We start from the raw sequence: 23099 nt of genomic DNA on the forward strand, positions 1-23099 counted from the left end.
CCTCGCCGGTTGCACCACCACTGGAGAAGCACAGGTCATGACCTTCACGAATCCCGTTTTCACCGACAACTTCCCCGATCCGGGCGTCATCTCGGACGGGGAGACCTGGTTCGCCTACGGCACCAACAACGACACCGCGAACGTGCCGTTGCTGACCTCCACCGACCTGGTCAAGTGGAGCGACGGCGGCGACGTGCTGCCCCAGCTGGGCCGCTGGGCGGACCGCGGCCGGACCTGGGCGCCCGAGGTGATCCGCACCGACGCCGGGAAATACGTCCTGTACTACACCGCTCGCAAGTCCGGCGCCGACCGGCAGTGCATCGGCGCGGCCGTCGCCGACGACCCGCGCGGCCCGTTCACCGACAGCTCCGCCGAGGCGCTGATCTGCCAGGACGACGAGGGTGGCGCCATCGACGCCAGCCCCTACCGGCACAGCGACGGCGCGCTCTACCTCTACTGGAAGAACGACGGCAACCACATCGGAGAACCCACCCATCTGTACGGGCAGCGCCTGTCCACCGACGGTCTCTCCCTCACGGGTGACCGGGTCCGGCTGCTGACCAACGACAAGCCGTGGCAGGCGCACGTCATCGAGGCGCCGCAGATGGTCGCCCACGACGGCCGGCTGTACCTGTTCTACTCGGCCAACGCCTTCGACTCGGAGGCGTACGTGGTCGGTTACGCCACCTGTGACAGCCCGCTCGGCCCGTGCCGGGACGCGCCGGAGAACCCGATCCTCAAGTCGTCGCCGGAGGCCGCCGGACCGGGCCACAGCTACGTGGTGACCCGATCCGACGGCAGCACCTGGATGCTCTACCACGCCTGGCCGCCGGACGCGGTCGGCAGCGTGGCGCCCGGCCGCCAGCTGTGGGTGGACAGGGTGACCTGGGAGGACGGCCGTCCGGTGGTGCACGGCCCGACCGCCACCGCTCAGCCCGTGCCGTGACACGGTCGGTTCAGAGCGACAGGCCGTGGCCGTACGGGTAGAGCGGCGCCTCGGTGTCGTTCGGCACGTCCTCCCGGGACGCCTCGACCGCCGCCATCGACGACGGCAGCTCGAACGGCAGGGTGCCGCTCGCCGGTGACCGCCCGAACAGCACGTCCAGCAGAGCCTCGTCGCTGGAGCCGAAGCTGCCGACCATGGCGGCCGCGGCTCCGGCGAGCGGGGTGAGCACGGCCGGCCGGTCCAGCCAGACGTCCACCACGGTGGGCAGCCGGCCGGCCAGCTCGAGCACCGGGGCGAGCTCCTCGTCGGTCCAGTCCAGGCGGCCGGCGTGGAAGAACGCCTCGAACCCGCCGCCGCGCTGGTCGAAGGGCGCGGCCCGCCGGACGATCGCCACGTCAGCCGCGGCCGGGTCGTCGGTGACCTTGGCGTATCCGGCGGCGACCGAGGCGTCGACACCGTCGAGGTAGACGGTGATGCCCTCAGCCAGCGGCAGGTCGCCGGCGTCGAGGACGACGATCGAGCGGCGCTGCGCCTCCAGGCCGGCGGCGCGGAAGGCGGGCTGCCCGGCGATCTTGGCGGCCTCGGCCGGGTCGACGTAGCGGCGGTCGTCGAACAGGCCGAGGCGGAACTTGTCGCGCAGGATCCGGCGTACCGAGACGTCGATCCGGGCCTCGTCGATCCGGCCCTGCTCGACCAGGTCGACGATCAGCTCCGGGCAGTACTCGCCGCCGAGCTGGTCGGCGCCGGCGTTCAGGATCCGCTCCACCCGGGTGTGCCGGTCCAGGTGCTCGACACCCCACGCCCGGGCCGGCATCGGGGTGCCCATGATCTCGGCGTCGGTGACCAGTCCCCAGTCGGTGCAGACCACCCCGTCGAAGCCGTACCGGCCGCGCAGCAGGCCCTCGATGATCCCCTTGCTGAAGGCGAACCCGACCTCCTCGTGCTCGGTGCCGACCGGCATCCCGTAGTACGGCATGATCTGCGCGGCCCCGGCCTCGAACGCCGCCTCGAACGGCTTCAGGTGGTAGTCCCACATGCCGCCCGGGTAGACCTGCTCCCGGCCGTACGCGAAGTGCGCGTCCTCGCCACCCATCTGCGGCCCGGCGCCGGGGAAGTGCTTCACCATCGCGGCGACGCTGTCCGTCCCGAGCTCGGCGCCCTGCAGGCCGAGGACATACTCCCTGATCAGCGCGGCGACGGTGTCGGCGTCCGAGCCGAGGGTGCCGCTGGTCCGGGCCCAGCGGGGTTCGGTGGCCAGGTCGGCCATCGGGTGCAGGGCGACCCGGATGCCGGTGGCCAGGTACTCCTGGCGGACTATGCCGGCGAATTCGCGTACCAGATCGGGGTTCTTGGTGGCGCCCAGGCCGATCGGTTCCGGCCAGGCCGAGAAGCCGCCTGCCGCGGCGGAGGCCGCCGGATTGTCGATCACACCGTGCCGGGGATCGGTGGAGACCGTGACCGGGATGCCCTGGCCGGTCGCTGCCGCCATCTCCTGGATCCGGTTGTGCCACTCGGCGATCTTCGCCGGGCTGACCGGGCCCATCGTCAGGATGTTGACGTGGTTGATCAGCTTCTCCCGGACCAGGAACGACGTGGACGGGAACATCCCGTCGCCGTCGTGCAGGGTGCCGTCCGGGTTGACCGCGATCATGGTGTGGAACATCAGGCCGGCCTTCTCCGCGAGGGTGAGGCGGCCGAGCAGCTCGGTGACGCGTTCTTCGATCGGCTTCATCGGTTCTCCTCGCAGGGGGCTCAGCGGGCGCCGCGGACCATGCGGACCAGCAGCGATCCGGCGACGGCGACGATCGCGCCGATCAGGAACAGCAGGCCGTAGTTGGAATCCCCGCCACCGATCGCGAGGATCGGCGCGGCCAGGATCGGGACGAGGGACTGGGGGAGCGCGTTGGCGATGTTCATGACGCCCATGTCCTTGGCGGCGTCGTCCGGGTTCGGCAGCACGTCGGTGGCGAGCGCCAGGTCGACGGCGAGGTAGACGCCCTGGCCGAGGCCGAAGATCAGGGCCGCGCCGAGGAAGACCGCGAAACTGTCGGCCACCGAGATGATCAGCAGGGCGGCGGCGATGACGAAGCCGGCGCCGAGCACGAACGGCTTGCGGCGTCCGGTGCGGTCGGAGAGGATCCCGCCGGCCGTCGAGCCGGCGACCAGCCCGACGGTGCTGATCAGGGTGGCGACGAGGATGCCGTTCGCGACGTCGTCGGTGGTGTAACCGAACCGGTCGATCAGCAGGTAGGCCTGGTAGGTGGTGACGCAGGCCAGACCCATCCAGATCAGGAAGCGGCTGACGATGTTCCAGGCGAAGTCCGGGTGCTTGCGCGGGTTCACGTAGAAGGTGGCGAGGAACTCCCGGAACCGGTACGGAGCGAAGTGCCCCTTCTCGGCCGGCCGGTCCTTGAGGATCACGACCAGCAGGGCGACCGTCGCGACACCGATCGCGGCCGGGACGGCGAACATCAGCAGCGCGTTGCCGGCCAGCACCGCGGCCAGGGTGCTGCCGAGCAGGATGGCCACCGAGGTCATCAGGCCCAGGATGCCGCTGACCTTGCCGCGCTGCTGCGCCGGGATCTGGTCGGGCAGCAGCGCGGTCAGGGTGGAGAGGGTGGCGTTCACGCCGAGCTGGGCGAGCGCCCAGCCGGCGGTCAGCACCGGCACGCTGCCACCGAGTGCCACGATCAGCAGGCCGGCGAAACCGAGCAGCATGCCGCCGAGCAACCACGGACGGCGGCGGCCGAGCCGGGACGTGGTCCGGTCCGACATGGCGCCGAACAGCGGGTTGCCGATCAGCGCAAGGACGGCGCCGACGGACAGCACGGTGCCCAGCGCGGCGGCCTTGTCATCCGGCGCGATCTCGGCGACCCGGATCGACATGGTGACCACGACGGGCGTGAGGATCGTCAGGTACGCGCCGAGCTGCGCGAGAGCCATCGCGACGATCAGGCGGGTGGGAGCGTCCGGCTGCGCAGGCTTCGCCGCCGGCTGGGTTTGGGCAGTGGTCATCGCACACCTCAGGGCCAAGAAAAGGGGGAGGGCGTACCTGACCGGGCCGGCTTCCGGTTTGTTAACGCCTTGTTTGCAGAAGGTATCGACTCGTCGTTCACCGAACCAGGGCGTGATTCGCGGCCTTGTGCTGGTATTTTGTCCGCTATTGCCGATGGTCGCGCTCTCTTGGCGCGCTCATTACGTCTAAGTTCGGCAAAAGCTAGGCTTCGGTGGTGACGTCATCGGCGGGCGGCCGGCCTTCTTCTGGCCGGGGCGACCTTCCGGCTCGCCGCGGCCGGTCGGCTCGCCGGGACCTGATCTTCGCAGCCGTGCGCGACGCCGGCCGGATCAGCCGGGCCGACCTGGAACGCCGGACCGGGATGGCCCGGATGACGGTCAACGGCCTGGTCACCGAACTCCTCGAGGCAGGCCTGCTGGCCGAGGAGGCCGCCGCGCCCGACGGCACGCGCTCCGGGCGGCCCGCCCGATCGCTCACCTTGGGCCCGCAGGCCGGCGGCGTGGCCGGCGCGGTCGTCGAAACCGACGGGGTACGCGTAGCGCTCGCCGACCTGTCCGGCACGATCCACGCCGAACACCACCATCGGGTCGACACCGCCGACCCGGCCGCCACCATCGAAGCGCTCGCGTCGCTGATCAGCCGCTGCCGGTCCGAGACCAGCGGACGACTGTGGTCGGTGGTGATCGGCATCCCGGCCCCGATCAGCGGCGGCGTCATCCAGGCAGGCAGCGCGCTCACGGCCTGGACCGGCACCGCCCTCGCCGCAGAACTGCAGACCCGCCTCGGCCATCGCGTCACCGTCCGCAACGACGCCGACCTGTGCCTGCTCAGCGAGGTACGGCACGGCGTCGCGGCCGGCCACCAGGACGTCTGCTACCTGCGGTTCGGCTCCGGCATCGGCTGCGGGGTACTGCTCGGCGGCACGGTCCACCAGGGCGCCGGCGGGATGGCCGGCGAGATCGGGCACGTCCAGATGGACGAGGCGGGCGCGCTGTGCCGCTGCGGCAACCGGGGCTGCCTGGAGACCATCGCAGCGCCGCGCGAGCTGATCACGTCTTTGGAGCAGACGTACGGCGAACCGCTCACCGCCACCCGCATAGTCGACCTGGCCCACGGCGACGCCACCGCCTCCCGGGTCCTGGCCGACGCCGGCCGCATGATCGGCCGAGTGGTGGCCCACCTGGCCAACACCCTGAACCCATCCCTCTTCGTCCTCGACGGCCCGCTGATCACCCCGGACGGCCCGCTGCACACCGGCGTGCGAGAGTCCCTGCAGCGTTATGCCCAGCCCGAGGTAGCCGAGCACACATCGGTCCAGGTCAGCGCCCTGTCCGGCCGAGCCGCCCTCCTCGGCGCGGTGGTAGCCGCCGCGCGAGCAACCCCGGCGGCCCGCGGCGGCCGCGCCTTGACCGCCGCCTCCGCAGGCCGGGCCGTCCCCACCATGCCGCCGGCCCGGCCCGCTGAGCCCTCGCCGCCACTCCCGGAACGGGCCGCGCGCCGCCGGATGATCACTGAGATGCTCCGGGAACGGGGTGCCACCGCGCGCAGCGATCTCGTGAAACTGACCCGGCTGCCGCGGGCGGCCGTCGGCGAACTGCTGGACGACCTGCGCCGGGACGGCGCCGTCGAGCTGTGCCCGCCCACCGAAGCCCGGTCCGGCCGGCCGTCGCCGCACTTCCGGCTGGTCACCCCGGACCGGCTGCTGATCGGCCTGGCGATGCACGCCGGCGGGGTACGCGCCCTGGTCGCCGACCACGCGGGCCGGGTCCAGCACGCCGACTTCCGCCCGGTGCCGCTCACCCACGACACGTCCGAGCTGTTCCGGGTGGCGGCCGAGCTGGCCCGTTCGCTGGAGGACAGCTATGGCCGGCCGGGGGCCGACGCGGCTGTTGCGGTGAGTGTGCCGGCGCCGGTGCATCCGGTCACCGGTCATTTCGGGGCCCGTGGCGTACTGCCGATGTTCTCCGGCTTCTCGGCGGCCGAGAAGATCGCCGCGGTGCTCGGCCGCCCGGTCCGGATCGACAACAACGCCCAGCTCGCCGCCCTGGCCGAGGCCCGCCGGGGCTTTGACCGCGAGGTCCGGGACCTTCTCTATCTGCGCGCCGACCAGTACACCGGCGCCGGCATCGTGGCCGGCGGGCGCATGCATCGCGGCGCCATCGGGTACGCCGGCGAGGTCGGCCACCTCAACGTACGGGAGATCGGCCCACTCTGTGTCTGCGGAAGCCGGGGCTGTCTGAGCGCCTTCCTGACCCCGGCTTCCTTCCGCGCTCTGCTCGACCACCGGCCGGACAACGGCCCACCGGACGAAGACCGCCTGCTCACCCTGGCCGCCGGCGGCAACCGGCTGGCCCAGCGGGCCCTGCTGGACGCCGGCCGCCTGATCGGCCGGACGGTGGCCCCGCTGGTCGACGTACTCAACCCGGCCATGGTCGTGGTCGGCGGCCGCTTCATCGAGGGCGGCCCGCACGTCGTCGACGGCATCCGCGAGGCCTTCCAACGACACTGCTCACCGAGCGCAACCGCCGCGCTGACAGTGGCCCCGTCCGCCCTGGGCGCCGACGCCGAGCCCCTGGGCGCCATCGAATCCCTACGCTGAACCGGGCCCGCCCAGCCGCGCACCGCCCAGCCGCGCACCGCTCAGCCGCGCACCGCTCAGCCGCGCACCGCCCAGCCGCGCACCGCCCAGCCGCGCACCGCTCAGCCGCGCACCGCCCAGCCGCGCACCGCCCGGCCGGGCCTGCCGCACTGCCCGGCCGGCCGTCTACCCAGCCCGGATTGCCGTACACAGTCTGGTCTGCCGTGCGGTGTCAGCCGCACCCCCGACCTGGCCGCGCTCACACCCGCGGGATCAGGACCTTCGCGACCTGCTTGGCGTCGGCGAGGTTCTGCGTGTCCGAGTCGGCGCCGCGCGAGTAGACGTCGATCTGGACGGTGCCGTAGAGGACGTACAGGTGGCCGGAGTGCCAGAAGGCGCCCTCGCCGACGCCGTCGACCCACTCAGCCTCGGCGATCGTGACGGCGAAGTCCTCGGCGGTGGTCCGGCTCAGGAAGACCGCGAGCTGGCCGCCGGACTGCTGCCACTGACAGAAGCGGGCGCCCTCACCCGGCTCCAGGCCGTCCTCGTCGATCTGGGTGATCTTGCGGCCGGTGAGGTGGGTGACCTCCGGCTCGGAGAGCAGCGTGCACGGGTCGGGGATGTCACCGGCGTCCTTGACCGATCCATAGCCGCTGCCCGGCCCGCTGCCGAGCTCACTGTCCGGCTCGCTGCCCTCCCGAGCGCCGGCAGCATCGCCCTCCTCGGCGCCGGCAGCATCGCCCTCCCGAGCGCCGGCAGCATCGCCCTCCTCGGCGCCTGCTGCATCGCCCTCCCGAGCGCCGGCAGCGCCGCCCCCGTTCGCGCCGGAGCCCTCGGCCGCATTGCGGGCGTCAGCCGTCGGGGATGCGGTGGATTTGGCCGGCGGATAAGCGCCGGCCGCTGATTCGATCAGGCCGCAACCACCGGTGAAGGCGACGGCGACGACAGCGGTGAGGGCGACGAGGCGGTGCTTCATGGCAGGCTCCCTGGCTGGAGATTCAACGTCTGACCTGGGATTTCAGGTCACGCTGAGAAGCATGGGCCGACCCGCCAAAGAAAACCCAAAGAACGCCGCGATCACCCGGCGAGCAAAGCCGCCACCGCCTCCGGCAAGGTCAGCGACGTCGCCTCGCGATAGATTTGCGCCGTTTCGCGCGTACCCAGAATGGTTCTTGCCATGGTCTCCGCCTGCTCGCGGTCGGCGATCTCGTCCGGTGTGAAGCTCGGCGCGCCGAGCGCCGTGCGTTCCCGTTCGGCGAGCACCAGCAAGCGCAGGCCACCGGCCGCGTCCCCGTCGAGAATGTCCAGTTGGGCGAGCCCTTCGACAGCGTCCAACTGCCCTTCGGCGATGCCCAGCGACGTGTAGATCTCCAGCGCCTCCCGCATCGCCGCACGGGCCGGCGCGGACCGGCCCCGCCGCCGGTCGACGGTCGAGAGGTTGGTCAGCGCCGCCGCCTCGCCACGCCGGTCCTGCAACGCCCGAAACCCGGCCAGCCCCTGCGCGAACAGCTCCTCCGCCTCGTCCAGCCGCCCAAGGCAGCGCAGCGTACCGGCGGTGTTGTTGGCTGCCGCCGCAGCCATCCGCGCATCGCCGGCCTCACCCGCGATCCGTAACGCCTCGTAACCGAACTCCAGCGAAGCCGGATAGTCCTCCTGGCCCTGCGCGGTGATCAGCAGATTGTTCAGCGCCGCGATCACCCCGTTCCGATCATCGATCTCACGGAACGTAGCCAGACACTGCTCACCCAACCGCCGCGCCTCGACGAGATCACCCGAGTTTCGCGCGAGCGCCGCGGCCGCACGCAATGCGCGGCCACGCAGCGCAGAGGCTTCCGGCGGTGTCGCGGCGAGCGCCCGCCCCAGCCAGGACCGGCCTTCGGCCATCCGCCCGGCGACCCACCAGTACCACCACATCGCCGTGGCGATCGTCAGCCCCTGCCCGGCGTCACCCTCGCGCAGCGCCCAGTCGATCGCGGCCACCACCGTGTCGTGATCAGCCGCGAGTCCGGCCAGCCAGGCGGTGTGCGCCGGGCCGTCCGCCGGCGGCGGCTCCGCGAGGCGGCGCTCCCAGAGACAGACCAGGCCGGCGTACGCGGCCGCGCGCTCCTCCACACCGAGGCGTTCCCTGGCGTACGCGCGGATGGTCTCGATCAGCCGATAGCGGCCGTCGTGCCATTCGACCATGGACCGGTCGGCCAGCTGGGTCAGCGGGTCGAGCGCGTCCTCGCCGTACACCTCGGTGGCCGCCGCCAGATCGAAGCCGCCGGCGAACACGCCCAGCCGCCGCAGCAGATCCTGCTGCGGCCGGTCGAGCAGCTCGTAACCCCAGTCGATCGCCGCCCGCATGGTCTGGTGACGCCGCACCGGCGACGTGCCGGTCAGCAGGTCGAGCCGTCGGTCCAGCCGCGACATGATCTCGGCGAGGGGGAGGGCGCGCAGCCGGGCGGCGGCCAGTTCGATCGCGAGGGGCAGGCCGTCGAGGCGCCGGCACAGTTCGGCGGCGACGGCGAGTTCGGCCGGGCCCAGTCCCGCACCGCCGCGGGCTGCGGCGACCCGGTCGGCGAGCAGGCGTACCGCGTCGGTGTGCGGATCGTCCGCGCCCGGCGCCGGGGTGGTGAGCCCACCCAACGTGAAGATCACTTCGCCGGGCAGGCCGAGCGGTTCCCGGCTGGTCGCCACCAGCCGCAGACCCGGGCAGGCGGCCAGCAGCGCGTCGGCGAGTTCGGCCGCCTCGGCGCGGACGTGTTCGCAGTTGTCCAGCACGACCAGGACCCGGCCGGTGAACTGCCGGGCGACGGTGTCGAGGACCGGGGTGCCGGGTTCCTCGCGGATGCCGGTGGCGGCCGCCAGGCGTACGCTGAGCGGCCCTTCCCGGTGTTCGGCCAGCTCGACCACGTGCACGCCGTCGTGTTCCGTGCCCACCTCGCGGGCCAGTTCCAGGCTGAGCCGGGTCTTCCCGGCGCCGCCCGGCCCAGCGATCGTGAGCAGCCGGGCGGTGCCGAGCAGGTCGATGACCCGGTCGAGTTCGCGGCGGCGCCCGATGAACCGGCTGCGCTGCGCCGGCACGCCGGGCGCCGGCCGATCCAGGGTGGGATCCTGCCGGCGGATCGCCGCGGCCATGGCATCCAGTTCGGCGCCGGGCCGGGCATCCAGCTCGGCCAGGGCCACAACCGCCTTGTCGTACGCGCCGAGCGCCTCCCCGGCCCGCCCCGACCGGTAGAGCGCCAGCATGAGCAGCCGGACCAGCCCCTCGTCGGTCGGCTGCTTCGCCACCCATCCGGCCAGCTCGGCGCCCGCCGCGACGTGCCGCCCGGCGTCCAATGCCTGCCGCGCCCACTTCAGCCGGGCCGCCGACCGCAGCTCGTGCAGCCGCGCCGCGGCCGCGGAGGCTACGTTAACCCCTTCGTAGGCGTCCCCGCGCCACAGGTCGAGGGCGCCGCTCTCCTCGAATTCCGCGGCGTCGAAGGAGGCCCCGTCAAGGTCGAGGCGGTAGCCGCCGGGAGCGGTCTGCATCCGCTCACCGACCACTTTGCGCAGCGCCGACACATGCATCTGCAGCGTCGCCCCGGCCGTGGCGGGCGCCCCGTCCGGCCACAGCTCGCCGAGCAGCCGCTCCACGGTGACCGGCCGCCCACCGGCGGCGAGCAGCACCGCCAGCAGGGCCCGCGGTTTCGGCGGCAGGGCCACTTCACCGTCATCGGTGCACACCCGCACCGGACCCAGAACCTCGAACCGCACCCGCACCTCCGGCCACCCCATGGGTCAGCCCATGCTATTGGCCCACCCACCGACCGGGATGATCGTTGCCCCGATCGTGTCGGTGGGGCCGCCTGGCGCGGGTGTCGCCCGCCTGACGGCGATGATCCGGCGGATCCGATCCGCCGCGGCCGCGGCCAGCAGACCGGCCAGCCACACCGCCTTGCGGATCCCGTCGGCGTCCAGGGGGTGCTCGAGCGCCGGCCCGATGTCCGTGGTCACCGACATCCAGGTGTGCCCGCGGGTCGGGGTGCCGAGCGCCGCGATCCGGCCGAAGCCGGTGCCGGTGCCGGTGCCGGTGAGCACGGTGACTGCCACCGCGGTGCCGGCCGCGGTCGCCAGGGTCGCGCCGGCCGCGCGCAACCAGCGGGCCGGTCCGGTGAAGCAGGCCGCCCACGGCAAGACCGATGGCGTACGGAACGGTTCGTCGGACATCAGGCGACATGGTGGTCCAGCGCGGGCGACCGGCAGTGGATCAGCCGGACCAGGCGCCGGCCCGGGCAGCCCGTTCGGCGTACGCGGTGAAGTCCACCGGATCGCGCCCCAGAACCTGGCGCACGCCGTCGGTGGTCTCCGCGGTTATACCGTCGCGGTGCGCGGCGAACATCCCGTCCAGCGCGTCGACCGCAGACGCGGGGTAACCGCCCGCCAGCAGCTCCTCCCGGTACTCGGCAGGCGACAGCTCGACGTACCGGATCTGCCGCCCGGCCGCGCGGGCGATGATCTCGGTGGCCTCGGCGAAGGTCAGCCCCCGTGGCCCGGACAGCTCGTAGACCCGTTCCTCATGGCCGTCGCCGGTGAGCAGCGCCGCCGCGACGTCGGCCACGTCGTCCGCGTCGATGAACGGCTCCGGGACGTCACCGATCGGCAGCGCGAGCCGGCCGTCCAGCAGTGGCGCCCGCCACAGATCCTCGTCGAAGTTCTGATCGAAGTTGTTCGCCCGGATGATCGTCCAGGCCAGACCGGACTCGCGGACCACCCGCTCGGCGGTGAGCATCCCGGGGAACACGTTTTCGTCGAGCTTGTCGAGGTTGCGGCCGGAGAGCGCCACCACCCGCCGCACCCCGGCCTCGGCCGCCTGCGCGACGAAGGCGGCGGTCGGGGCCGGATCGTCCGGCGCGACCAGGTACAACGCGCGGGCGCCGCCCAGCGCGGCAGGCCAGGTGTCCGGCGCGCTCCAATCAAAACGGACCTCACCGGTACGCGCCGCGGCCCGCACCTCCGCCCCCGCAGCCCGCAGGCGTGGAACCAGCCGGCGCCCGGTCTTGCCGGTGGCGCCCAGAACCAGAATCGTCATGCGTCGAGTCAACCGGCGGGCGGCGTCACCGGCCATGGCCGACCGTCCGGGGGCCATGTTCGATCGTCCGCGTGCCTATCGTTGCGGCATGGACCCGCTCGATGAGGTGTTGCGTGGCGTACGCGCCGACGGGGTGGTCTTCGGCCGCTCGGTCCTGGAACCGCCGTGGGCGGTGCGGTTCACCGACGAGGGCGCGCTCACGTTGTGCGTCCCGCTCAGCGGCGAGGGCTGGATCCTCCGGGCCGATGAGGAGGCGCGTCCGGTCCGGTTCGGCGAGTCCGCGGTCGTACGCGGCCCGTTCACCGTCACCGACAGCCCACCCGGCGCCGGCCACACACCGCGCGAGATCAGCTTCCCGGGCCCGCCCACAGCCGGCGACGGGCCGGACAGCACCGTGCTGCTGGCCGGCGTCTACCGGCTGACCGGCCAGGTGGCGCGGCAGTTGCTGCGGATCCTGCCGCCGGTGCTGGTGCTGCCCGACGACGAGTGCGGGCCGCTGCGCGACTACCTCGGCCAGTTGGTGCCGGGCGCGCGTTCGGGACGGCAGGTGGTCCTGGACAAGCTCATGGAGTGGATCCTGGTGTGCACGCTGCGGGACTGGTTCGACCAGCCGCAGGCGCAGACGCCGGGCTGGTACCGGGCGCTCTCCGACGACGTCGCCGGCCCGGCGCTGCGAGCCATGCACGACGCCCCGGCCGAGCCGTGGACCCTCGCGACGCTGGCCGACCGGGCCTCGGTGTCCCGCACGACGCTCGCCAAGCGGTTCGCCGAGCTGGTCGGGGAGCCGCCGCTGGCATACCTGACGGCCTGGCGGATGAACCTCGCAGCCGACCTGCTGGCCGAGCCGGGCGCGACGGTCGCGGCGGTGGCCCGCCGGGTGGGCTACGCGGACGCGTTCAGTTTCAGCGCGGCCTTCAAGCGGGTGCAGGGCGTCAGCCCGTCCGGATACCGCCGCCTGATCGCGTGACTCGCCGGTCCGGCACCCCGCCGGGCCGCGGTGAGCCGCGTCGGGCTTGTGGGCTTCGCCGGGCCCGGTGAGCCGCGCCGGCCTGCGAGTGGGCGCGTCCGTGCGGAGCCGCCTGGCAGCCGGCGAACCCCGCACGGACGCAAGGAGGGTTCAACTCGCGACACGATCCTGGCCTCGGCGTTTGACGGTCGCGGTGCGAAATCATGTCTTTTGCATGACACGCACCGCCGAGACCCGCGACGGCATGACAGTCTCGTGACAAATCAGCGCCTTTTTCGCGTGGTTGGTGAGCATTTCCGCAGGTCAGCGCCGATTCCGGGGAGTGGCGAACGATCGGCGGCCGGGCCAATCGGTTCTACCATCGGGTCTTCACGCAACACAGCGTTCTTCCGGTGGGCAAGGGGTGTCGATGAGTCCCGGGACCAGACAGATCGAGTTGCTGGTCGTCCACGACGATCCGGCCGAGGCACTGCTCATGCAGGAGGAGTTCGACGAGAATCGGCTGATCAACCGGGTCCGGGTGGTGCACGACGTGCCGCGTGCTTTGGCGTACCTCGAACGGGCCGTGCCTGACGTCGTGCTGCTCGATCTGAACCTGCCGGGCCGCGACGGGCGGCTCGTGCTCAGCCACCTGCGCGCCCGGCCGGAGACCGCGGCCGTCCCGGTGCTGCTGCTGACCGATTCGCCCGAGGCCGAGCGCATCCTGCGGGCCGAGGGCTTGCCGGTTCAGGGGTACGCGACCAAGCCCGTCGATTTCGCCTGCCTGGTCGCCGTGGTCAAGTCGTTGGGGACTCTGGGCTTCGAGTTCTTCCGGGCGACGGAGCCGGCCGGCGCCGGCGGCCGGCCAGCAGGGTGAGCGCCGCCGCGACGAGCCTCGCCCGGGCCGGACGGGCCGGCCGCTCGTCGCGCCAGTGGGCGACCAGGTCGTCGAACGCGTCCGCGGTCAGAGCCGTGACATCGGCGGCGCGGGCGAGCTGCAGACGGTTGCAGATGTCGGTGACGCCGGGCGTGGAGCGGGCCAGGTCGGCCGCGGTGACCCGGGCGTAGAGCGAGCTGACCGTGCCGAGCAGGGTGACCACCCGGTTCTGCACCTCGATGGTGATCCGCTCGTGCTCGAGCCGGGGATCGCCCAGGAGCCGTGTGATCACCCGTGCGGTGAGTTGCAGGTCCGGGCTGCTGGTGGGCCGGACGCGGCGGCCGAACCGGAAGCCGTCGTCGAAGGGTGGGGGAGGCGCCATGGTGTCCCTCCGTGGTCGGTCGCGCTGGCCGGTGGCGTTCCAGGGTGACCGTGATTCGTGAGGGTCTTCCCGCGACTGTGTGACGCTTCCATGACGAAAGCGGGTCAGCGCCCGAGCGGCGCGCGAATCAGTGCCGGATCAGCGAGCGCTTCAGCGCCCAAGCAGCGAGTGCCTCAGCGCCCGAGCAGTGAGTGCCTCAGCGCCCAAGCAGTGAGCGCCACAGCGCGCGAGCAGCGAGCGCCTCAGCGTCCCAGCAGGGGGTGCAGAACGTCGTCGACGACGTGCGTCACCCAGCGCTCGTCGAGGGGCTGACCGGAGAGCAGCAACCGGTGCCAGAGCAACGCTTTCGACACCTCGATGACCGGTGCGCCGTCCACGTCAGCCGGCAACTCCCCGCGGGCGATGGCCCGCTCGAACACGACGGCGGTCTCGGCCGTCCCGGACTCCAGCACGTGCTCGTGCAGCAGCCGGCCCAGCGCCGGATCGGTGCGCACCGCCGCCACGAGGCTCGTCACGATCGGGTGCTTGCGCTCATAGACCCGGCAGAACACGTTGAGCGCCGCGACCATGTCGTCGCGCAGGTTGCCGGTGTCCGGCAGCGGCGGGTGCTCGATCACCATGCCGTGCAGGGCGGCGGCCACCATCTCGGGTTTGCCGCTCCACCGGCGGTAGATCGTCGCCTTGCTGGCCTTGGCCCGGCGGGCCACCTCGTCGATGGAGAGCCGGTCGTAGCCGACCTCGGCGAGCAACTCGCGGATGGCGTCGAGGATGGCCCGCTCACGCGCCGGGTCGAGGCGATGCTGGGCGGGGGCTGCCGCCGGCCGTGGCTGCGTCATCCCACCCTCCGTCCCGGCTCCGGACCTGTTCGAACGCTGGGAAGCGTACCCCGGTCAGTTCTTCCGAGATCGTCCAGAGGCGCCGGGCGGCCGGCTCGTCGCGGCCACGGGCGGACACCGCGACCCGGGTCGGGGCGCCACGCCGCTCGGCGAAACCGTCGGGGCCGAAGGCGTCGCCGCCGCGCACGTCCTCGGCGGTTGCGGCATGCAGCAGCGGAAGGGCGCCGTCGGCCGCCGACTGCGCCGACAGGCGAGCGGCCGCCACGACCAGGTTGGCCAGCGGGTTGCGGGAACGCGCGAGGTTGGTGTGCGCCACGCCGGGGTGGGCGAGCACGCTGAGCAGCGGCACGCCGGCCGCGGTGGAGCGCCGGTGCAGCTCCAGCGCGAACAGCACGTTGGCCAGTTTCGACTGGGTGTAGGCGCGGAACCGCCCGTAGCGCCGCTCGCCCATCAGGTCGTCGAAGTCGATCCGCCCGCGTTTGTGCAGGCCACTGGTCACCGTGACCACCCGGGCGTGGTCGGTCGTGAGCAGGAGCGGCAGCAGCAGGCCGGTCAGCGCGAAGTGGCCCAGGTGGTTGGTGCCGAACTGCCGCTCGAAGCCATCCTCGGTCAGCTGCCGGGGCAGCGCCATCACGCCGGCGTTGTTGATCAGCAGGTCGAGCCGGCCGTGCTCGGCGCGGAACCGCTCGGCGAACCGGTGCACCGAGTCGAGATCGGCCAGGTCCAGCTGGGCCCAGGTGGCGCCGACGATCTCGGCCGCGGCTGCCGCGCCACGCTCGGGATCACGCGCGGTGATCACCACGTAGATGCCGCGCCCGGCCAGCTCCCGCGCGGTATGGAACCCGATCCCGCTGTTTCCTCCGGTGACCACCGCGATGCTCATCTGCCGTCCTCCCCAGGTCGGTGTACGAAACGGTACCGTACACCACGAAGAGTAGGCGCGCTCCGCAAGGGGCGCAAGCATCAATCAGGCAGGCGGCGGAGGAAGGCGGACGGTCTCGCCGAAGAAGCGGCTGATCCGCGACACCACGGCCTCGAACTCGACGAGGTCGATCGGCTTCGTCACATACGCATTCGCGTGGTGCCGGTAGCTGGCCAGCACGTCCGGCGGGGCGCCCGAGGTGGTCAGCACGATGACCGGGATGGCCCGCAGCTCGGGATCGCTCTTCACCTCGGCCAGGGTCTGCCGGCCGTCCATCCGCGGCATGTTCAGGTCGAGCAGGATCAGGTCGGGCCGGGGCGCGCCGGAGTGGCCGCCGCTGCGCCGCAGGAAGTCGAGGGCTTCGCGGCCGTCCCGCGTACGGTCCACGGTCACCGGCAGCGCGGCGCCGGCCAGGACCTCTTCGATCATGAAGGCGTCGGCGTCGTCATCGTCCACGACGAGGATGCGCAGCGGCTCTGTTCGGGTCGTGGACACGGCGCCAGACTATCGAACGCTTGCTCTAACGCAACATCTGGCCGGGCGGGTGCGACGGGATTGCCCCGGACAGGTGACGCAGCGCCGACCGGACGTTCGGATAGATCGGGAACAGGCCGTCCAGGTGCATGGTGTGCAGCACCGTGACGACGTATCGCGAGGGCGCTACCAGGCACAACGTGGCCCCGCGGTGTTTCGCCGCGCGATGCACGCGGACCAGTAGGCCCAGGCCGGCCGAGTCGACCACATCGGCGCGCCGCATGTCGATCACGACGTTCCGGCCTGCGGTGGCCGCGTCGACCAGCGCCGGGCGTACCCCGTCGACCAACTGCTGGACCAGGCCGGCGCGCAGCGCCACGACCCGGGACCGCCCGGCCTCCCGGACGGTGAAACCGTCGCCGCGCGCCGGACCCGGCGGCGCGCTCGGTCCCTGATCCACCCGGGCGGCGTCCACGCACCGCGGGCACCGGTGCGTGCCGGTGGCGAACGGGGAACCGGTCCAGCCCAGCTCGTTGATCGACGGCCAGACCATGTCCTCGTCGCGCAGCACGTCGGCGGCCTCCTCGACCGTGCCGCAGGCGTCGCAGATGACGGTGACGACGCCGCTGCCGTCACCGCAGACGGCAGTCATCGCGTCCCCGTCGGGGCCTGGTCGGCGGTGACCGCCACGACGGCCACGCCGGCCACGGCGAAGAGCACCTGCAGCAGGATCTCGGTCAGAGTCGGGCCGGGTCGGTCGGTATTGGCCATCCGGGACAGCACGGTCGCCAGCACGGCCGCGGCGACGCCGGCGGCGATCGGGAGCCACAACGGCACGGTCCGGCCACGGCGGAGCAGCATCCGGCCGGTGACGCCGGCGACCACGCCGACCGTCACCGCGATGATCAGACTGAGCGCCGTCATGGCGGTGCTTCCCTCCTCGGGTCGGTACCGGTCAGCCTGCCCGCCGTGATCTGCGGAATCGGCCCGCACCCATGACAGTTGCGTGACAAAACCAGCCGGTACCGGTCCGATTCGGCCGTCGCCGCCGGCGCGGGGCATCATGCGGATATGACCGCGGTGCTGCTGATCGAGGACGACGACCGGATCCGCCTCTCCCTGGCGATGGCCCTGGAGGACGAGGGGTACACGGCGTACACGGCGGCGACCGCGGAGGAGGGCCTGGCCGAGCAGCGGCGCCGGCCCGCCGAGACGGTGCTGATCGATCTGATGCTGCCCGGCATGGACGGCTACGAGTGCATCCGCCAGCTGCGGCGTACGGATGACGTGCCGATCGTCGTGGTCAGCGCGCGCGACGACACCCACGACATCGTGGCCGCGCTGGAGGCCGGCGCGGACGACTACGTGGTGAAGCCGGTCGCGGTCAAGGAGCTGGCGGCCCGGCTGCGCGCGTTGCGGCGGCGGGCCCGGACGGTCACCCAGCAAGCGGTGCCGACCACCTCGGTGCTCACCTTCGGTGACCTCGAGGTCCGGCCGGAAGCCGGGGAGGTGCGGCTGCGAGGGGAAGCGGTGGCGGTCACGCGTACGGAGTTCCGGCTCCTTTGCGAACTCGCTGACCATCCCGGCCTCGTGCTGTCCCGCCAGCAGCTGCTGCAACGCGTCTGGGGACACGAGTTCGGCGACGAGCGCGTGGTGGACGTGCACGTCGGACGGCTACGCCACAAGATCGAACCGGAATCCGGCAACCCGCGGCACCTGGTGACTGTGCGCGGCCTGGGCTACAAACTGCAGCCGTGAAGGTGATCGGCCTGCGGGCCCGGGTCAGCGCGGCCTTCGCCGTCGGCGCGTTGCTGCTGTCGGCGTGCATCAGCCTGGTGTCGTACGAGTCGACCCGCAACACGCTGTTCGCCGAGCGGGAGCGGACCGCGGTCCGGGCCACCTACTATGACGCCGCCGTGGTCAACGCGGGGATCGCCGGTGTCGATCCGGACGTGCTCGGGGTGCTCCGGTCGCTGGACACCGGCTCCGACCGGTACGTGCTGCTCCACCTCGACGGCCGGTGGCACTCCCGCAGCGCCGACCTGGCCGCCGACACCGCGGTCCCGCAGCGGCTGCAGGCGATGACGGCCGGCGGCGAGGCCGGCGCCCAGGTCATCCGCCGCGACGGCCGGCCGGCCCTGATCGTGGGCATCCCGCTGACCCGCTCGGCGGTCTTCTACGAGATCATCTCCCTCGGCGAGCTGCAGCGCACACTGCAGACCCTCGCGCTGGTCCTGACCGCCGTCGCGATCATGGTTGCGGCCGGCGGCGCCGCCCTCGGCTGGTACGTCACCCGGCACGCGTTGCGCCCGCTGACCGCGGTCGCCGGCGCGGCCCGCGGCATCGCCGGTGGCGACCTCACCACCCGCCTCGACCCGCACACCGAACCCGACCTGGCGGCCCTCTCGGTCGCCTTCAACGACATGGCCGACCAGCTCGCCCGCCGGATCGAACGCGACCGGCGGTTCGCCGCCGACGTCAGCCACGAACTGCGGTCACCGTTGCAGACCCTGGAAGCGGCCGCCAGCGTCATCCACAAACGCCGCGACGAACTCGACGATCGCGGCGCCGCCGCGATCGCGCTGCTCACCGCCGAGGTCACCCGGTTCCAGCACCTGGTGAACGACCTTCTCGAACTGTCCCGGAGCGATCAGCCGCTGCTGCGTGAGCCGGTGGACCTCGCCGAGTTGGCCCGCCGGGTGTGCCGGTCCCGTGAGCTGCCCGCCGACCTCGTCGAAGTGCTGCCCGAGACCCCGGAGACCTGGCCGGTCGATCGCCGCAGGGTGGAACAGGCGCTCGGCAACCTGCTGGACAACGCGATCCGCTACGGCGGCGGACCGGTCGCGGTCCGGGTCGGCGCCGGGTTCCTGGAAGTCGACGACGCCGGCTCCGGGGTGTCCGAGAAGGATCGGGCCACCATCTTCCACCGGTTCGTCCGCGGGCCGGCCGCCCACGACCGGGGCGACGGCGACGGCACCGGGCTCGGCCTGGCGATCGTGGCCGAGCACGCCGCGGCACACGGTGGCACCGCCACGGTCGGCGAGCGGCCCGGGGGTGGCGCGCGTTTCCGCGTCGAGCTACCGGCGTAGAGTCTCGTCACACTTTCGTCATGTATTCGCGCGGTGAAAGAGTCATCGATCATGCAACGTCCCGATATGGGAACCACTGACGTGCTTCGCCTCGCCCGGCCGGTGCTCATCATCGCCGCCCTGTTCGGCGCTGTGGCCGTTCTCGAGTTGGTGCGTGGGTCGACCACGGCGGCCGTGCTTGTTGCGCTCGACGGGGCGCTCATCACCGCGTACGCCATCGGTCGTCTGCGGGCCAAGGCCCGTGCCTCCGTTAGGGATCAGCCCGCCAGGGCCTAAGCTCAACGGCCGTGTCGTCTGCTGATGTTCTGCGGCCCGGAGTCCGGCTCGGCGACCGCTACCGGCTGCGACAGCGGCTCGGCGCCGGCGGTATGGGTGAGGTGTGGCTGGCCGTCGACGAGGTGCTGAAGCGGTCGGTCGCGGTCAAGGCGATGCTGCCGGGGGTGGCCGACGACCCGGATTTCGGCAGGCGGTTCGCGGCGGAGGCCACCGCGATGGCCCGGATCAACCATCCGGCTGTGGCGTCCATCCACGACTACGGGCACAGCCTGGGCGTCGCCTATCTGGTGATGGAGTACGTCGACGGTGCGTCCCTGGCGCAGCTGCTGGCCCGCGACGGCCGGATGTCGCCGGACCGGACGATGCGGCTGATCGCGCAGGCCGCCGAGGGTCTCCAGGCGGTCCACGATCAGGGGCTGGTGCATCGCGACATCAAACCGGCCAACCTGCTGGTCCGCCGGGACGGCAGCGTGGTGATCACCGATTTCGGCATCGCCCGGCATGAGGACGCCAGCCGCCTGACGGCGTCCGGGGCCATTCTGGGTACGCCCACCTACCTCTCGCCGGAGCAGGTGCGGGGTGAACCGGCCGGGCCGCGCAGCGACATCTACTCGTTGGGGCTGGTCGCGTACGAGTGTCTGGCGGGGGCGCGGCCGTTCGTGGGCGAGAACCCGTACGCGGTCGCCCTGCAACGGCTGCAGTCGGCTCCGCGTACCATCGGCGTTGCTTTGCCGGGCCCCGTGCTCGCGGTCGTGGAACGGGCCCTGGCCATCACGCCCGACGGGCGGTGGCCCTCCGCTTCGGCGCTGGCCGCGGCCGCTCGCGCCGCAATCATCGCACCGCCCGGCGCAGCCGACTTCGGCCCCCGCCCTGCCGCCACGGGCTCTGCAGCTCCTGCCCCTGCTTCGGCCTCCGGCCCTGCCGCCGCGGGTTTTGCGTCTGGTTCTGCCGGCCTGGCTTCTGCCTCCGGCCCTGCCGGCCTTCCTTCGGGCCCCGGCCCTGCCGGCTCCGCTTCTGCGGCCGCCAAGCCGTCCCCTCTTCGCCGACCCGTTGTGCTCGCCGCGCTGGCTGCCGTGGCCGCCGTGCTCGTCACCGTCGGCGTGATCACCTGGGTCGGTCAGAGCGACGGTCGCAAAGCGGTCCAAGCCAGCGGAGCCGGCCAAACCGGCAATGGTCGCGACACGGGCGAGACCAGCGCAGCCGGGCAAACCGCCGCCGATCCCGCCGGATTCCTTGCCTGCGGCGCTGCGTACTGCCCGGCCGAACCGATGTGCTGGCACGGACTCATCGTCGACGCCGGCAGACCCGGCTCGCCGCGGCCGCTGCCCTGCACGGACCCCCACTACTGGGAGACGTTCCTGGCCGTCCCGCTGCCGGCCGGCGAGATCATCCTGACCGGCGAGCTGCTGATCGCCCAGGCCGACTTCGCGAAGACCTGCTCCGCCGAAGCCCTCGCCGACCGCAGCCGCACCCCGCGAAAGACCAGCACCTGGAAGCGCGAGGCCTGGCCGGTCAAGTTCGGTGGCGGAACCATGCTGCACTGCATCGTCGCCTCCCCGCAGGGCGAATCAACCGGAACCGTCATCAATCCGGCCCGCTGAGGAATCCAGCCGCTACGTCGTCTTGTCGTCGGCGGCGGACTCCCGGCGGCGCAGTTCCTCCTCGCGGCGGCGCAGGTCGGCTTCCCAGTCCTTCATGAGCTTCTCGTCCTCGCGCCGGTTCGACTCGGCGAGCTTGCTTAGGAACTGCGGGTCGTCGTCGGGCGCCGATGGCCGCTCGTTCTCCGGGAAGCCGCTGCCGGGACGCCAGACCGTGCCGTTGCTCAGCTTCACCGGCCGGGCCGGGCGGCCGGCCACGAACCACGCGATCGCGCCGATCGGCGAGACGAGCAGGATCAGCAGGACCCAGAACGGGCGGGGCAGGGCCCGGATGGCGTGCTCTTCAGCGGACAGGCAATCGATCAGGGCGATCACGATGAGCGCCAGGTCGATGAGCACGAAGAGTGAGTAGAGGCGAACCACGCGGCAGATGATGTCAGAAGATCATCACTGCCGCCGCCCCGCTGGGGAGGCTTCATCGGGCGCGGTGCAGTGCCGGCTGTGACAAGGGGCAGCCGGCTTTCATGGTCGGCGGGTCAGGCGCCACCACAGGGACGGCTCGGGGAGTGCGGCGTCGGCGCGCAGCTGTACCCGTACGCCGGAAGCTTCGGCCGTGCCCACCGGCTCGCCCGCGGTGATCGCATCGCCGGGATCGGTGTGTTTGATCTTGACCGGAACCTTCAGGCCGGGCCAGCCGATCACCTTGAGCGGGGCTGCCGGGCTGACCGTGGCCGTCTCGCCCCAGGCGGTCTCCACCCGGCCGGCCGGCGCCGCCGCGATCAGCTCGTGCTCCTTGACGACCTTGCGGACCGCGGTGAGCAGCTTGCGGACCACCACGTTGACCGCGGCGAGCTGTTCCGGCGTGTTCGCGCCGGGCTGGTTGAAGACCGCGCCGACCAGGACCAGCGTGCGGCTGCCGACCTTGAGCCGGGACGCGAACAGCAGGTTCCCGCCGGCCTCGTCGGTCGAACCGGTCTTGATGCCGAAGACACCGCCCTCACCGAGCAGATCGTTGTAATTGTTGATCCGGCCGGCCACCGGGATGGTCGCCGCCTCGAGCTCGACGATCTCCGCGAAGACCGGGTTCCGCACCGCGGCGCGGCCGAGAATCACCTGGTCGGCAGCGGTACTGATGGTGGTCGGAAGGAAGCCGCTGGGATCGGTGTACTCGGTGTTCGCCATGCCCAGCTCGTCAGCGGCCGCGTTCATCTTCTCGACGAATTCGCTCTCGCTACCGGCGTCCCAGATGGCGAGCTGGTGCGCGATGTTGTTCGCCGACGGCAGCATCAGGGCCTCGAGGGCGTCGCGTTCGGTGAGTTTCGTGCCTTCCTTGACCGGGACCAGGGACTGGTTGGTGGCGATCCGTGACCGGTAGTCGGCGGCATCCGCGGCGGTCACGGTGAGTGATGGGCCTTCTTGATTGCCGCTGAGCGGATGCTCCTGCAGGATCACGTAGGCGGTCATCACCTTCGCGACACTGCCGATCGGCTCGGCGGAGTCCGCGCCCGAGCCGCCCAGCCGGCCGAGCCCTTCGATCATCAGCTCCGCCGCGCCGTCGTCCGGCCAGGGCAGCTCCGGGGTGTCGCCGGGGATCTGCATGGTCGAGGCGAGATCCATGGCCAGCGTCGCGGCAGGCACGTCCCGGCTGAGCTGCGCCGCGGCCCCGGCGCCGGTCAGGCCGAGCAGCGCGACGAGCGCGACGAGGGTGGCGGTGAGCAGGCGCCGTTCCTTCTTGGGTACGCCGAGCGACGGCACTGCATTCGGTGGAGGCGTCGTCGCGGGCACAGCGGCCCGGCCCGCGGTGGCCGGCGGGCTGATCGGCTGCTCAGGCGACGGACCGGCGGTCGGTGTCCGCCCGTAGACCGTGCCGGCGGCCTTGCTGTTGGCTGGTCCGGCGGCTTTGCTTTCGGCCGGTCCGGTGGCTTTGCTTTCGGCCGATCCGGTGGCTTTGCTTCCGGCCGGTCCGGTGGCTGGGGGAGAGGGCGGCACCTTCGCGGAGCCGACCACGGGGCCGGCCGGTGGGTCGGTGTTGGGGCTGGTGTGGCCTGGTGACGCGGGCGTGGCCTGGTCGTCGGGCCGTGGCGCCTGCGTCATCGTCCTGCTCCT

General features: G+C 72.2%; 23 protein-coding genes. 8 read left to right on the plus strand and 15 right to left on the minus strand.

Annotated elements, in window-relative coordinates; genetic code table 11:
* Nucleotides 1–37: 37 nt before the first annotated feature.
* On the plus strand, nucleotides 38–946 hold the full coding sequence (locus tag OHA21_RS07090; protein WP_328471387.1) for a glycoside hydrolase family 43 protein: 909 nt from the start codon (nucleotides 38–40) through the stop codon (nucleotides 944–946).
* 10 nt (nucleotides 947–956) lie between these two features.
* Here OHA21_RS07090 and OHA21_RS07095 read toward each other — a convergent pair whose 3' ends face one another.
* Both OHA21_RS07095 and OHA21_RS07100 read right to left on the minus strand, forming a co-directional pair.
* Nucleotides 957–2678, minus strand: a complete 1722-nt coding sequence (locus tag OHA21_RS07095) for a glycoside hydrolase family 3 protein (protein ID WP_328471389.1) — start codon at nucleotides 2676–2678, stop codon at nucleotides 957–959.
* A 20-nt stretch (nucleotides 2679–2698) separates the two neighbouring features.
* Nucleotides 2699–3961 (minus strand): MFS transporter, encoded by a 1263-nt coding sequence (locus OHA21_RS07100; protein WP_328471391.1) that lies wholly within the window; start codon nucleotides 3959–3961, stop codon nucleotides 2699–2701.
* Nucleotides 3962–4176: 215 nt separating this feature from the next.
* Between OHA21_RS07100 and OHA21_RS07105 the strand changes: the two genes are divergently transcribed.
* Nucleotides 4177–6561, plus strand: coding sequence for an ROK family protein (locus OHA21_RS07105; RefSeq protein ID WP_328471393.1), 2385 nt, complete (start codon nucleotides 4177–4179; stop codon nucleotides 6559–6561).
* On the opposite strand, the gene OHA21_RS52670 is transcribed toward OHA21_RS07105, so the two are convergent.
* From OHA21_RS52670 to OHA21_RS07125, 5 genes are all read right to left on the minus strand, one after another.
* Entirely contained in the window at nucleotides 6553–6711 is a 159-nt protein-coding gene (locus OHA21_RS52670; RefSeq protein WP_442875076.1) for a pentapeptide repeat-containing protein, read from the minus strand. The genes OHA21_RS07105 and OHA21_RS52670 overlap by 9 nt on opposite strands.
* An 88-nt stretch (nucleotides 6712–6799) precedes the next feature.
* Nucleotides 6800–7516, minus strand: a complete 717-nt coding sequence (locus tag OHA21_RS07110; protein ID WP_328471395.1) for a hypothetical protein — start codon at nucleotides 7514–7516, stop codon at nucleotides 6800–6802.
* A gap of 101 nt (nucleotides 7517–7617) precedes the next feature.
* Complete coding sequence (locus OHA21_RS07115; RefSeq protein WP_328471397.1) at nucleotides 7618–10299, minus strand: BTAD domain-containing putative transcriptional regulator; 2682 nt, start codon at nucleotides 10297–10299, stop codon at nucleotides 7618–7620.
* A 3-nt stretch (nucleotides 10300–10302) separates the two neighbouring features.
* Nucleotides 10303–10731 carry a hypothetical protein gene (locus OHA21_RS07120; protein ID WP_328471399.1) on the minus strand — a complete coding sequence of 143 codons (429 nt, stop codon included), beginning with the start codon at nucleotides 10729–10731 and terminating at the stop codon, nucleotides 10303–10305.
* A 40-nt stretch (nucleotides 10732–10771) separates the two neighbouring features.
* The gene (locus tag OHA21_RS07125; RefSeq protein ID WP_328471401.1) at nucleotides 10772–11593 is read right to left on the minus strand and encodes an NAD(P)H-binding protein; all 822 of its coding nucleotides are present in this window, start codon (nucleotides 11591–11593) and stop codon (nucleotides 10772–10774) included.
* An 88-nt stretch (nucleotides 11594–11681) separates the two neighbouring features.
* Here OHA21_RS07125 and OHA21_RS07130 point away from each other — a divergent pair, with 88 nt between their 5' ends.
* A complete protein-coding gene (locus OHA21_RS07130) occupies nucleotides 11682–12560 on the plus strand; it encodes an AraC family transcriptional regulator (protein WP_328471403.1) in 879 nt (292 codons plus the stop codon).
* A 409-nt stretch (nucleotides 12561–12969) separates the two neighbouring features.
* Nucleotides 12970–13416, plus strand: a complete 447-nt coding sequence (locus OHA21_RS07135; protein WP_328471405.1) for a response regulator — start codon at nucleotides 12970–12972, stop codon at nucleotides 13414–13416.
* On the opposite strand, the gene OHA21_RS07140 is transcribed toward OHA21_RS07135, so the two are convergent.
* The 6 genes from OHA21_RS07140 to OHA21_RS07165 all read right to left on the minus strand — a co-directional run bounded on the left by OHA21_RS07140 (nucleotide 13337) and on the right by OHA21_RS07165 (nucleotide 16954).
* Nucleotides 13337–13798: a BON domain-containing protein gene (locus tag OHA21_RS07140; protein ID WP_328471407.1), complete on the minus strand. Its 462-nt coding sequence runs from the start codon at nucleotides 13796–13798 to the stop codon at nucleotides 13337–13339. The genes OHA21_RS07135 and OHA21_RS07140 overlap by 80 nt on opposite strands.
* Nucleotides 13799–14040: 242 nt before the next feature.
* A complete protein-coding gene (locus OHA21_RS07145) occupies nucleotides 14041–14634 on the minus strand; it encodes a TetR/AcrR family transcriptional regulator (RefSeq protein ID WP_328471409.1) in 594 nt (197 codons plus the stop codon).
* Nucleotides 14576–15517 carry an oxidoreductase gene (locus OHA21_RS07150; RefSeq protein ID WP_328471411.1) on the minus strand — a complete coding sequence of 314 codons (942 nt, stop codon included), beginning with the start codon at nucleotides 15515–15517 and terminating at the stop codon, nucleotides 14576–14578. Before OHA21_RS07150 ends, OHA21_RS07145 begins: the two co-directional genes overlap by 59 nt.
* A gap of 84 nt (nucleotides 15518–15601) precedes the next feature.
* Nucleotides 15602–16051, minus strand: a complete 450-nt coding sequence (locus OHA21_RS07155) for a response regulator (RefSeq protein ID WP_328471413.1) — start codon at nucleotides 16049–16051, stop codon at nucleotides 15602–15604.
* Nucleotides 16052–16076: 25 nt separating this feature from the next.
* Complete coding sequence (locus tag OHA21_RS07160; RefSeq protein WP_328471415.1) at nucleotides 16077–16682, minus strand: STAS domain-containing protein; 606 nt, start codon at nucleotides 16680–16682, stop codon at nucleotides 16077–16079.
* The gene (locus tag OHA21_RS07165) at nucleotides 16679–16954 is read right to left on the minus strand and encodes a hypothetical protein (RefSeq protein WP_328471417.1); all 276 of its coding nucleotides are present in this window, start codon (nucleotides 16952–16954) and stop codon (nucleotides 16679–16681) included. The genes OHA21_RS07160 and OHA21_RS07165 overlap by 4 nt, the downstream gene beginning before the upstream one ends.
* 147 nt (nucleotides 16955–17101) lie before the next feature.
* Here OHA21_RS07165 and OHA21_RS07170 point away from each other — a divergent pair, with 147 nt between their 5' ends.
* From OHA21_RS07170 to OHA21_RS07185, 4 genes are all read left to right on the plus strand, one after another.
* On the plus strand, nucleotides 17102–17788 hold the full coding sequence (locus OHA21_RS07170; protein ID WP_328471419.1) for a response regulator transcription factor: 687 nt from the start codon (nucleotides 17102–17104) through the stop codon (nucleotides 17786–17788).
* Nucleotides 17785–19119 (plus strand): sensor histidine kinase, encoded by a 1335-nt coding sequence (locus tag OHA21_RS07175; RefSeq protein WP_328471421.1) that lies wholly within the window; start codon nucleotides 17785–17787, stop codon nucleotides 19117–19119. Before OHA21_RS07170 ends, OHA21_RS07175 begins: the two co-directional genes overlap by 4 nt.
* A gap of 66 nt (nucleotides 19120–19185) precedes the next feature.
* On the plus strand, nucleotides 19186–19395 hold the full coding sequence (locus OHA21_RS07180) for a hypothetical protein (RefSeq protein ID WP_328471423.1): 210 nt from the start codon (nucleotides 19186–19188) through the stop codon (nucleotides 19393–19395).
* 11 nt (nucleotides 19396–19406) lie between these two features.
* Nucleotides 19407–20996, plus strand: coding sequence for a serine/threonine-protein kinase (locus OHA21_RS07185; RefSeq protein ID WP_328471425.1), 1590 nt, complete (start codon nucleotides 19407–19409; stop codon nucleotides 20994–20996).
* A gap of 12 nt (nucleotides 20997–21008) precedes the next feature.
* Here the strand turns inward: OHA21_RS07185 and OHA21_RS07190 are convergent, their stop codons facing one another.
* A complete protein-coding gene (locus OHA21_RS07190; RefSeq protein ID WP_328471427.1) occupies nucleotides 21009–21416 on the minus strand; it encodes a PLD nuclease N-terminal domain-containing protein in 408 nt (135 codons plus the stop codon).
* 99 nt (nucleotides 21417–21515) lie between these two features.
* Nucleotides 21516–23087, minus strand: a complete 1572-nt coding sequence (locus OHA21_RS07195) for a D-alanyl-D-alanine carboxypeptidase family protein (RefSeq protein WP_328471429.1) — start codon at nucleotides 23085–23087, stop codon at nucleotides 21516–21518.
* Between the last annotated feature and the right edge of the window lie 12 nt (nucleotides 23088–23099).

The sequence above is a fragment of the Actinoplanes sp. NBC_00393 genome, from assembly GCF_036053395.1.
GTDB lineage: Bacteria > Actinomycetota > Actinomycetes > Mycobacteriales > Micromonosporaceae > Actinoplanes.